The following is an 11,387-nucleotide window of genomic DNA, read 5'->3' on the forward strand; positions in this document are numbered from 1 at the left end:
TGCCGCGCCAGTTCTTTCAGCGTAACGCCTTTCCCCGGCGCGGCAGGTCTTGGCGGGCATTGGAACCCTAGCTCACCCGTTGCCGATCCCCAGGCTCAGACCGGGGTGACGACTTGGCCTGATGGCAAGGGTCCCCGGTAACCGATCATGCCATCGATTCCCAAGCCGCGGGCCTGGGGAGAGGGGAGCTTTCAGCGAAACTGCGTATGGGAAATCCCGCCATACATGCCCTGTGCCGCGACGTTTCGCAACACGCCACGCCAAGGCCCATTTGCGGAACTACTGAGTGGCAAGCCAGGCCGTTGACACGGCCGGCGGAGCCGGTGTATTATCAACCTAATATTCTATGACTGCGTAAACGCGACGACGGGGAGGAGTAGCGCGGGTGTGCCGGAAGAGAAGGGAGCCCACCGGGTGCGAGGTTCCCTCGGTCTCTGCGCGCGCGAAGGTCGCCCTTGAGCTGCTGGTCCGAAAGCCCCGATCGCAGGGGCCGGGTAGGTCCGGCCGGCGGGCCCGTTAAAACCCATTTGAGTCCGGTTGGTCCGGCGGCGCCCGTGTCTGGCAGGGAGCCGTGGGCTGTCCGGGAACAAAGGTGGTACCGCGGAGGTTGGCCTCCTTCGCCCTTTGGTGGGTGAGGGAGGCTTGTTTTGTGGCGCCGCCTGAGACCGGATCACACGAGACGCGACCACACAACCGGTCCGGGCATCCGGACAGGGGCGGTACTGGAGGTTTGACTACCATGGCGCGACAGGACATTCCCACAACCTACAACCCGAAAGAGATCGAGGACCGGATCTACGATTTCTGGCCGGGCGATACTTCCACGCTGAGCCCGATCCCAACCGGGAGCCGTTCATAATCGTGATGCCTCCGCCCAACATCACCGGGACACTCCACTTGGGCCACGCCCTCGACTCCACGATACAGGACATCTTGATCAGGTGGAGGCGGATGCAGGGCAAGAACACCTGCTGGATCCCGGGAACTGACCACGCGAGCATTGCGACGGAGGCCAAGGTCACTGCGGCCCTGGCCCGAGAGGGAATCTCCAAGGCGGACATCGGCCGGGAGAGGTTCGTCGAGCGCGCTTGGGAGTGGAAGCGCGAGTATGGCGGGGCGATCGTGGAGCAACTCAAGAAACTAGGGTGCTCGCCTGACTGGGACCGGGAAAGGTTCACCATGGACCCTGTGTGCTCCAGGGCGGTCCGGGAGGTCTTCGTCAGGTTATTTGACAAGGGCCTGATATACCGCGGAGACCGGATGGTCAACTGGTGCCCGGGGTGCGGGACGTCCCTTTCTGATGTCGAGGTGGAGCACGAGGACGTGGAGAGTGCCCTCTGGCATTTCCGGTATCCGTTCCGGGACGGAAGCGGACACATCTCTGTGGCCACGACTCGCCCGGAGACGATGCTGGGTGACACCGCGGTGGCGGTTCATCCGGAGGATCCGCGATATAAGAACGCAATCGGCAAGACTCTGGTGCTGCCCATCATGAACCGCGAGATACCAGTAGTTGCCGATGCCCACGTAGACCCGGAGTTCGGCACGGGTGCGGTCAAAGTCACCCCAGGCCACGACCCTAACGACTTCGAAATCAGCCTTCGCCACAACCTGCCCGCCATTAGAGTGATCGGGCAGGATGGCAAGATGACAAGTGCGGCAGGGAAGTACGAGGGCTGGGACCGGGACGAGTGCCGCCGTGCGGTGGTCCGCGAGATGGAGTCTCTGGGCCTCCTAGTGATGACTGAGAAGTACACCCACGCGGTTGGCCATTGCCAGAGGTGCGGGACGATGGTGGAGCCCTTGATCTCGCGACAGTGGTTCGTGAAGATGGAGCCGCTGGCCCGGCCTGCTATCGAGGCCGCGAAGAACGGCAGCATACGTTTTGTGCCGGAGAGGTTCACCCGGACCTACCTCAACTGGATGGAAAACGTCCGTGACTGGTGTATCTCCAGGCAGCTGTGGTGGGGGCACCGGATCCCTGTGTGGTACTGCAAAGGCTGTGAGCACATGTTCGCGTCCGTCGAGAACCCGGAATTCTGCCCGAAGTGCGGAGACGAGGTGGAGCAGGACCCCGACGTGCTGGACACCTGGTTCTCCTCAGCCCTTTGGACCTTCTCCACGATGGGATGGCCCGAAAACACCTCTGAGCTTGAGCACTGGCATCCCACGTCTGTGCTGGTGACGGGGTACGACATCATCTTCTTCTGGGTCGCCCGGATGATCTTCATGGCACTGGAGTTCATGGGAGAGAAGCCATTCTCCGATGTGCTCCTCCATGGGCTGATCAGGAACGCGGATGGCTCCAAGATGAGCAGGTCCAAGGGGACGGGGGTGAACCCCCTAGATATCGTCCGGGATTACGGGGCCGATACTCTGAGGTTCACCGTCATCACCGGGAACACGCCCGGAAACGACATCCGCTGGAACTCCGAGAAAGTGGAAGCGAGCCGCAACTTCGCCAACAAAATCTGGAACGCCAGCCGATTCGTGATGATGAACCTGGAGGGTTTTGAGGCTCCTGACGGCGAGCCCGACGGCCTGGACCTCACGTTGCCGGACCGGTGGATCCTCTCGCGGTTCAACCGGGCAGCCCGGGACACCACTGCCCATCTGGAAAGGTACGACTTGGGCGAGGCGGCGCGGACCGTCCACTACTTCATCTGGGGTGAGTACTGCGACTGGTATATCGAGATCGCGAAGCCGAGGTTGCGCGGAGAGGGCACTGGCAGGCTGACGGCCCAGTATGTACTGTGGAGAGTGCTCGAGGGGTCTCTGAGGCTCCTGCATCCCTTCATGCCGTTCATTACTGAGGGAATCTGGCAGCATCTGCCTCACCGTGGCGACTCTATCATGGTTCAGAAATGGCCGGAGCCCGACCCTGAGGCCTGGGACGAGGACGCCGAGGCCAGGATGGATACTCTGATGGAGATAATCCGGGCTATCCGCAATATCAGGGCGGAGTTCGGAGTAGTGCCGTCCCGGAAAGTGGACGCAGTGCTCCACGTCGACCCGGAGCGCGAGGTCGCTCTCTCGCAGGATCTGGACCTGCTGGCGCACCTCGCAGGGTTGGAGACGGTGGCGGTGAGACCCGCCGGGTCCGAGAAACCCACAAAGGCCGCGCACGCCGTGGTGCCCGGGATAGAGATCTACCTTCCCCTCGCAGGCATGATCGACCTCGACCGGGAGATCGAAAGGCTCAGGCGGGAGGCCGCAGACCTGGAGGGGGAGATCGCAAAGGTCGAACAGAAACTCGCTAACCCAGCTTTCGTGCAGAAGGCTCCGGAGGAAGTCGTGGCGAAACAGCGTGCAAGGCTCGATGAGCTGGCCGGGTCGGTCTCCATGATCCGTGCCAGAATAGAAGAACTTTCGAGGTAAGGCCGTGGACAGCGTCGACATCAGGCAGAGGGTGAGGCGTGTTGACGCAGCCCTTGCGGGGATGTATGGGCCGCGGGTGCTCAGGCCGAGAGGGGATGCTCTGGGCACTCTGGTCCACACGATCCTCACCCAGAACACCTCCGATGCGAATTCGGACCGAACCTTCGCGGCGCTCCGGGCCGCCTATCCGGATTGGGAGGCGCTCGCCCGGGCCCCGGCGGGCGATATCGCAAAGGTGATTCGCACGGGAGGGCTCGCGGACATCAAGGCCAACAGGCTGAAGCAGGTTCTCGAGACGGTCCGATCCTGCGCGGGCCGTCTCGATCTCGGTTTCCTGTCTGAACTCAGTGACGAAGAGGCCTTCGACTACCTCACGTCGCTTCCGGGAGTGGGTCCGAAAACCGCAGCGTGCGTACTTCTCTTCGCCCTGGGCAGGCCAGTCTTCCCCGTGGACACCCACGTCCACCGGGTTGCAAACCGCGTGGGCCTGGTCCATACCAGCGGACCCGCAAAGACTCAGGAAGTCCTGGCCCCGCTGGTTCCCCCGGAGATTGTCTACCAGTTCCATATGAACATGGTGACCCACGGTCGGAGGACGTGCAGGGCCGGGAAGCCGCGATGTGAGGCGTGCTCACTTGCACCCGGGTGTGAATGGGCGGTGAGGAATGGGTGACTTTCGATGAGGCCATTGCGTACCTGGATCAGCTGACACGGTTCGGCATCAGGCCCGGGCTGGAGCGAACCCAGCGTTTGCTCGCAGCGATTGGAAACCCCGAGCGGCACATGAAACACGTGCACGTCGCGGGGACGAACGGTAAGGGGTCCGCAGCCGTCATGGTGGAGTCCGTGCTCAGGCACGCCGGCTACCGAACCGGGCTCTTCACCTCTCCGCACCTCCAGAGATACACCGAGCGCATCCGGGTGGACGGGAAGGAGATCCCTCAGGCCGAGCTCGCGTCCATCCTGCAATCTCTGGTCCCTGCCATCTCAGCCATGGGAGAGGACCCGGACCTCGGGCTGCCGACGGAGTTCGAAGTGTGCACGGCCCTGTGCTTCGAGTGGTTCCGCCGTGCGGGCGTGGAAATAGCGGTAGTGGAAGTTGGGCTCGGGGGGAGGTACGATTCCACCAACGTGGTGATGCCGGAGGTGGGAGTGATAACCCACATAGCCCTCGACCACATGGAGAGACTGGGCCGTACACTCGGGGAGATCGCTTGGGACAAAGCCGGGATACTGAAGCCTGGGATCCCTGCTGTCGTCGCCCCACAGGAAGAGGAGTCTGAGCGGGTGCTGAAACGCGTCGCGTCGGACGTGGGGGCGCCCGTGGTTTGGACCGGCAGGGATGTGACCTGGAATGTCGTATCTGTTGATGTACTGGGGACAACCATGGAGATCAACGTCCCCGGGTTCGTCGTGGGGACGGTCCGCACCTCTCTCCCCGGAAGGCACCAGGCGGTCAACTGTGCGGTTGCAGTGACAACCCTGGGGGTGCTCGCCGGGCGCGGATTCCCTGTGCCCCGTGAAGCGCTTGAAGCGGGGCTTATCGGGGCGCGGAACCCTGGGCGATTCGAGGTGGTAGATCCTGGCCCGCCTCTGGTCATCCTCGACGGGGCGCATAACCCTGATGGAGCACATGCCCTGGCGAGTGCGGTAGGCGAGATAATCCCGGGACGCCCCAGAGTCCTTGTGCTTGGGTGCTCGCGCGATAAACCCTTGCGCGAAATGGTCGAGATCCTTGCTCCCCTCGCCGAGATCATCATCGGGACGGAGGCTTCTCATACAAGATCAGGGGCGGCGGATCCAGAAGAAATCGTCTCACTTGCCAGGCAGGCGGGCCGGGAGGCTTGGGCGGTCATCCCCGCTCGGGCCGCGGCCAGTGAGGCTCTGGGGTTGGCACGTTCACGGGGGGCACAGGCAGTGTTGATCGCTGGGTCCCTGTACCTGATCGGCGAGGTCCGGGGCATGTGGCGCGATTAGGGTTGGGGGCGAGAAGTGGTGGCAGTGTCATATGACGGTGACATGGAGTTGTTCCGCACAGCCCGTATTACGATCTTCGCCGGGGCGTTTGGAAGCGGAAAGACTGAACTGGCGGCGAACTTCGCGTCGCGGCTTGCGGGGTCCGGAGGAAAGGTCTCACTCGTTGATATCGACATAGTGAAACCACTCTTCCGGTCCAGAGAACTCAGGCAGAGACTCGGGGAACGCGGAATCAAGGTGGTATCGACCCTTACGAACCTCGAGATGTCCGACCTCCCAGCACTGTCGCCCGAGATCTTCGGTTTGTTAGGAGACTCTCGAATTGAGACAATCATCGATGTAGGCGGGGATGATGATGGCGCCAGGGCTCTTGGGAGGTTCAGGGACAATCTGGAGAGAGCAGGCTATGAGATGCTGTATGTCATAAACACCCGGCGGCCTTTCACATCCACTCCAGATGAGATAATCTCTATGATGGGCGCGGTGCAAGAGGCTTCACGGCTCCGGGTGACTGCCCTCGTTGCCAATACTAACCTGGGGGCTGAGAGCGGCATCGACCTGGCGAGGGAGGGCCTCCCCGTGATTGGGGAAGTGTCCCGGACGACCGGGATACCCATAAGATTCGTGGTTCTCGAACGAGGGGCGGCCTGTGATAGAGAGGGGGCCGCGAGACTCTCAGAGGAATCGGGTCTCCCGGTGTTCGTCATGGACCGGTTCATGCTCCCGCCGTGGGAAGGATTTCGTCAGTCATGAGTGGTATTAGTGACGAATAAGAGTATCTACTGAGGCGGGGCCATGCCCCGTACCGGATGATTCGAGCAAAGGAAGGGATCTTCAATGCCGGTGAAGAGGTCATCCACGGGCGGCGCTCTCTCCTGGATCCTCGCCGTCGCTTTGGTGAGCGTCGCCGCGGTAGGGGTTGGCTGGCTGATCGGGCAGCAGGTTTTGAACCTGATGAGTCCCGGGCGTAGCTCGGTCTCCAAGAGCAGCTCAGGAGATACCAGCTACAGCTACTACCCGTGGAACAACACACAGACCACAACCACTGCCGCCCCCACGACGAAGCCATCCGAAGGCTCCGGCCCAGACATTCAGCTTCCAAAGACGACGGTGAGCCCTTCGACGACCGCGGCAGCCCCGACGCCCGCCACGCCCACGCCTGCACCAACTCCAAGCCCTGCGCCAGCACCGAAGGCTGGGTCTCAGGTGTTCTACCGGGTCAGAGTGGGCTCATTCGGCACCAGGGAATCGGCGATGGCGGCCGCGCGGGATCTTGAGGCTCAAGGCTACCCCACCTACGTGACCGGGCCGGCCCCTTACAGGGTGCAGGTGGGGGCGTTCGTCAACCGTGGGAACGCGTTGGCACTCAGTGACAAGCTCGCCAGCCTTGGGTACGAAGTTGTCGTAGTGGAATAGCGAGAGATGTGGCCCGGCGCAGGCGTGCCGGGCCGCATGACTTGGGGGGGAACCGCTTGACGCTCCAAGACATCTGCCCGCTGATCGATGCCGACGTTCTCTGTCTTGCGGACAAGCTTCCAAACGTAGAAGTGTCTGTCGCATGCGGGTCTGACCTTATGAGTGACGTTCTTGTGTTCACCCACGAGAAGACCCTGCTTTGCACAGGGCTGGTGAGTCCCCAGGTCATCAGGACCGCGGAAGTCGCCGGGCTGTGCGCCATAATCTTCGTGCGAGGGAAGCGGCCTGAAGAGGACGTCATAAGACTGGCCGTGGAGAAAGGCATTCCTCTGCTCGCAACCAGGCTCCCGATGTACGAGACGTGCGGCATCCTGTTCCGGGCGGGGATTGCGGGCACTTCGTCGTTGTGGCGGTGAGTGCGGAGGGATCGAGCTTGGACCCTGGTGCAGGCGCGCTGGAGATGGAGTTCTCCATAGCGAGATACGATTTCACCGCGGCCGGGGAAGCAGCGACGAAAATCAAGAGAGTCTTGCGCCAATTGGGGCTCGATGCCGAGACTGTCAGGCGGGTCGCCGTGGCCGCCTACGAAGCCGAGATGAACCTGGTCATCCATTCCACTCAGGGCGGCAGATTAGCGTTGTCCGTCGACTCCGACAAGGTCACGCTCACCGCGGAGGATACCGGCCCGGGGATACCAGACATCGACCTTGCAATGAGAGAAGGCTATTCGACTGCCCCAGACGAGGTCAGAGAGATGGGGTTCGGGGCGGGCATGGGGCTTCCCAACATGAAGCGGTGCGCGGACCAGTTCAGAATCGAATCAGCGGTGGGTTCAGGAACCACAGTGGAAATCGTTGTGAAGGTTCCGAAGGTGGGAGCCGCGGACGCTTGAGGGGGTAGAACGTGGTTTGAACCAACGATTCCATTCCGTCCGGCTTCTCGAAGAGAAGTGCAAAGGCTGCACCAACTGCATCAAGAGGTGTCCTACCGAGGCCATACGGGTCCGGGAGGGCAAGGCTGTGATAAACCCAGAGAGGTGCATCGATTGCGGGGAATGTGTTCGGACCTGTGAGAACCACGCGAAGACAGTTGTTACGAGCTCACTCAAGGACCTCGAGACCTTCAGGTTCCGGATTGCGATCCCCGCTCCCGCTCTCTACGGCCAGCTAGGCAAGGGAGTCCAGCCTGGCCAGGTGGTTCACGGCCTGCTCAGCCTGGGTTTCGATGCAGTCTGCGATGTATCCTTTGGGGCAGATGTGGCCACGGAATGCACGCGGCGGTACATAAGACGGACACCATCCCCGAGACCCCTCATCTCCAGCGCATGCCCTGCTGTTGTGCGCCTGATCCAGGTGAGATTCCCAGGCCTCCTTCCCCACGTAGCGAGGGTCGAGAGCCCCATGTTCGCCGCGGCGAGGCTCTCCCGGATGGAGGTCTCCGAGGAACGAGGCATTCCCCCTGAAGATGTGGGGGTGTTCTTCATCACCCCATGCGCAGCCAAGGTTACAGCTGTCATCGCCCCGCTCGGGTCAGAGTGTTCCTATGTTGACGGCGCCATTGCGATATCGGACATCTTTGGGCAGCTCTCGGAAGCCGTGGCCTCCGGTGTGACCGCGAAACCGCTTCATGCAGGCTCCGGACTCGGGGTGGGCTGGGCTGGAAACGGGGGCGAGCTTCGCGCCCTGGGGCTCTCCAACACGCTCGCCGTGGACGGCATCCACAATGTAATCAGCCTCCTCGAGGAAGTGGAGACTGGCAGGCTCCGGGGCGTGGATTACATCGAGGCGCTCGCATGTCCGGCGGGGTGCGTCGGTGGCCCCGTGAGCGTGGAGAACCCTTTTGTCGCCAGGGTCCGTGTGCGGGAAGTGGCGGATGGGCTTCTCTCCGAGGTCGGCCCGGATACTTCTGGGGAAGTTGCTGCGATCCTGGACAAGCATGGCGAGGAGTCTTTCGAGATCCTAGGGGACATTCCGGCACTGTCCGGCCTGGAGCTGGACCGGGACCTCAAGACGGCGATTGCCATGATGGGGCAGCTGGAGAAGGTTCTTGCGGACCTTCCAGGCCTGGACTGCGGGGCGTGCGGATCTCCGACGTGCCGGGCCCTCGCCGAGGACATAGTGCGCGGGAATGCGAGCGAGACGGATTGCATGTTCAAACTGCGCGAGCGCATGCGTGAAGTAGCCGAGGAACTCCTCGGTCTGACCAAGAAGGATCTGCCGGCAATGGGGAGGCGTGACGGGAAATGACCGTAAGGGAGCTGGCGCAGGCACTTGAACTGGACTGCATAGCAGCGCACATTGGGTTGGACCGCGAGGTGACCTCGGGCTACGTGTCTGATCTCCTCAGCGATGTGATGGCGAACGCCCGAGCGGGGGCAGTCTGGGTGACTTCACAGGTGCACCAGAATGTGGTGGCCGTGGCACTCCTCCTGGACCTCGCTGCAGTGGTCATAGTGGGCGGAATGGCACTTCAGGAGGATGCAGTGGAGAAAGCCGAGGCGCGCGGCATTCCGGTTCTGACCACCCGCATGCCAGCGTTTGAGGTCGTGGGGAGGATGTACTCGCTTGGAATAAGAGGGGAGAACTGATGCTGAGAAGGCTCGTGGGCGACCTCCACGTCCACACCTTCCTCTCACCGTGTGCGGCGCGGGAGATGAGCCCGAGGGCAGTGGTCGCCAGGTGCGTAGCTCTCGGTCTCGATATCATCGCCATAACGGACCACAACTCCGGGTTGAACGTGGAACAGACTGTTTTCGAGGCCCGAGGGACCGAGCTTGCAGTGATCGGAGGCATTGAGGTGCAGACTCGGGAAGAGGTCCATGTGATCACCTTGCTTCCGGATCTGGAATCCCTGGCGAAGTGGGATGCCAGCGTCCGAAGGGCTCTTCCCCCAGGGCAGAACACACCGGAAATCTTCGGCGAGCAGTGGGTCGTGAACCCGAGGGCCGGGTCCACCCGGCAGGAGACGGCGTTTCTCGCAGCCCGCACCACACTCTCAATAGATGAGGTTGTGAGTCGAGTAGGCAGGTTGGGTGGCCTGTGTATCCCGGCCCATGTCGACAGGCCGTCTTTCAGCATGCTGGGCCAGCTTGGGTTCATCCCGCCCCACCTTGACCTTCCCGCTCTGGAGGTATCCCGGAACGTCAATGAGGACCAAGCCAGACGCACACTGCCAGCAGCGGCCGGCCGGCGCCTCGTGTGTTCCTCGGACGCTCACACACTGTCCGACATTGGAACGGGCTGTTCTGTGTTCACGGTGGAGCGTCCCACCCTCCCTGAGATCATCATGGCAGTGCGGGGAGAAGGCGGGAGAAACGTGGAGATAGAATAGATGCGAGAGCTCTCGATGCATATCCTGGACATTGCACAGAATTCCATCGCGGCAGGGGCGACCCTGGTGACCATCGACGTCCTCGAAGACACGGACAGCGACACCATGGTCATCAGGGTGGAGGATAATGGCAGGGGCATGGACCCCGAATTTGCGATGCGGATTCGGGACCCGTTCGTTACCACGCGTACGACCCGAGATGTTGGGCTGGGTGTCCCGCTTTTCGCAGCCGCGGCGGAGCGGTGCGGCGGCGGGCTCACGGTGGAGACTGAACGTGGCCGGGGCACCGTGGTTGCAGCAACATTCAGGCTCAGCCACATCGACCGGGCACCCCTCGGCGACATGGCAGGGACTGTAGTTGCGCTGGCCGTCTGTAATCCGGGGGTGGATTTCGTGTATAATCACTCTCGTGGAGGCAAATCCCTTAGAGTCGATACGCGGGAAATCCGGACGGAGGTGGGCGATATTCCTCTGTCCCATCCGGAAGTGGCATCGTTCATCAGGCAGCACATAGCTGAAGGTGAAAAGGAGTTAGGAGCTTGAAGCAAATCGGCGTGGTCAAAGCGGTTCACGGAAAGCACGTCGAAGTGACAGTGACCCGCCCAACTGCCTGTAAGCATTGCGGTGCGTGCGGACTTGTCGAGAACAAGCCTCGTCTCCTTCTGGCCAGGAACAACGCAGGGGCCGAGGTGGGGGACTTAGTGGTGTTGGAGATCCCGGATGGGGATGTTCTCAAGGCCGCAGCATTTGTCTACGGCGTGCCGCTTCTCGGGCTGATGGTCGGCCTCGGGGTCGGGCCTGGGATCGCCCGGGCCTTGGGGTTCGGTATCAACCCTTCGGTCGCCTCGGCCATCGGCGGTCTTCTTCTCATGGGTATCGGATACGGTGCCCTCAACCTCTACGACCGGTCCCTGAGTGAGGGGTCGTATGCCTCGGTTGCCACGGAGATTGTCAACCAGGACAGCACGGTATGCGCATCCCAAGGAAGAGATGGGTCAGGCGGAGGGATTCTATGAGACGGGCCAAGATTCCAGATGTCGTAGTCAGGCGCCTGCCGCTTTACCTGCGCGCGGTCAGTGATTTCGACACACGTGAGCGGATGATCATCTCCTCCCAAGAACTTGGAGACTACACCGGTCTGACACCTGCCCAGGTACGCAAGGACCTTACCTTCTTCGGAGAGTTCGGCAAGCAGGGCATCGGCTACGATGTGAAATTCCTCCTCGCGCAGCTGCGGGACATCCTGAGGCTCACTCGCGAGGTCCACATCGGCCTCGTGGGCCTGG

The 11,387-nt window shown here is 62.0% G+C and carries 12 protein-coding genes and 1 pseudogene; all 13 read left to right on the forward strand.

Annotated elements, in window-relative coordinates:
- Positions 1-739: 739 nt before the first annotated feature.
- Positions 740-3,378, forward strand: a pseudogene (locus tag NUW23_09255) (valine--tRNA ligase).
- A gap of 4 nt (positions 3,379-3,382) precedes the next feature.
- Positions 3,383-4,051: an endonuclease III gene (locus tag NUW23_09260; protein MCR4426359.1), complete on the forward strand. Its 669-nt coding sequence runs from the start codon at positions 3,383-3,385 to the stop codon at positions 4,049-4,051.
- On the forward strand, positions 4,048-5,355 hold the full coding sequence (locus NUW23_09265) for a bifunctional folylpolyglutamate synthase/dihydrofolate synthase (GenBank protein MCR4426360.1): 1,308 nt from the start codon (positions 4,048-4,050) through the stop codon (positions 5,353-5,355). Before NUW23_09260 ends, NUW23_09265 begins: the two co-directional genes overlap by 4 nt.
- Positions 5,356-5,373: 18 nt before the next feature.
- On the forward strand, positions 5,374-6,108 hold the full coding sequence (locus NUW23_09270; GenBank protein MCR4426361.1) for a ParA family protein: 735 nt from the start codon (positions 5,374-5,376) through the stop codon (positions 6,106-6,108).
- 84 nt (positions 6,109-6,192) lie between these two features.
- Positions 6,193-6,771, forward strand: a complete 579-nt coding sequence (locus NUW23_09275) for an SPOR domain-containing protein (protein MCR4426362.1) — start codon at positions 6,193-6,195, stop codon at positions 6,769-6,771.
- 56 nt (positions 6,772-6,827) lie between these two features.
- Positions 6,828-7,187: a DRTGG domain-containing protein gene (locus NUW23_09280; protein MCR4426363.1), complete on the forward strand. Its 360-nt coding sequence runs from the start codon at positions 6,828-6,830 to the stop codon at positions 7,185-7,187.
- 44 nt (positions 7,188-7,231) lie between these two features.
- On the forward strand, positions 7,232-7,663 hold the full coding sequence (locus NUW23_09285) for an anti-sigma regulatory factor (GenBank protein MCR4426364.1): 432 nt from the start codon (positions 7,232-7,234) through the stop codon (positions 7,661-7,663).
- A 16-nt stretch (positions 7,664-7,679) separates the two neighbouring features.
- Positions 7,680-9,017, forward strand: coding sequence for a 4Fe-4S binding protein (locus tag NUW23_09290; GenBank protein MCR4426365.1), 1,338 nt, complete (start codon positions 7,680-7,682; stop codon positions 9,015-9,017).
- Positions 9,014-9,358, forward strand: a complete 345-nt coding sequence (locus tag NUW23_09295; protein MCR4426366.1) for a DRTGG domain-containing protein — start codon at positions 9,014-9,016, stop codon at positions 9,356-9,358. The genes NUW23_09290 and NUW23_09295 overlap by 4 nt, the downstream gene beginning before the upstream one ends.
- The gene (locus NUW23_09300) at positions 9,358-10,101 is read left to right on the forward strand and encodes a PHP domain-containing protein (GenBank protein MCR4426367.1); all 744 of its coding nucleotides are present in this window, start codon (positions 9,358-9,360) and stop codon (positions 10,099-10,101) included. Before NUW23_09295 ends, NUW23_09300 begins: the two co-directional genes overlap by 1 nt.
- Positions 10,102-10,644: an ATP-binding protein gene (locus tag NUW23_09305; GenBank protein ID MCR4426368.1), complete on the forward strand. Its 543-nt coding sequence runs from the start codon at positions 10,102-10,104 to the stop codon at positions 10,642-10,644. It abuts the gene before it with no gap.
- A complete protein-coding gene (locus tag NUW23_09310) occupies positions 10,641-11,117 on the forward strand; it encodes a SoxR reducing system RseC family protein (protein MCR4426369.1) in 477 nt (158 codons plus the stop codon). Before NUW23_09305 ends, NUW23_09310 begins: the two co-directional genes overlap by 4 nt.
- Positions 11,114-11,387 (forward strand): redox-sensing transcriptional repressor Rex (locus NUW23_09315; GenBank protein MCR4426370.1); only part of this gene is annotated, 274 nt, incomplete at its 3' end. The genes NUW23_09310 and NUW23_09315, both read left to right, overlap by 4 nt.

The sequence above is a fragment of the Bacillota bacterium genome, from assembly GCA_024655925.1.
Lineage (GTDB): Bacteria > Bacillota > DTU025 > DTU025 > JANLFS01 > JANLFS01.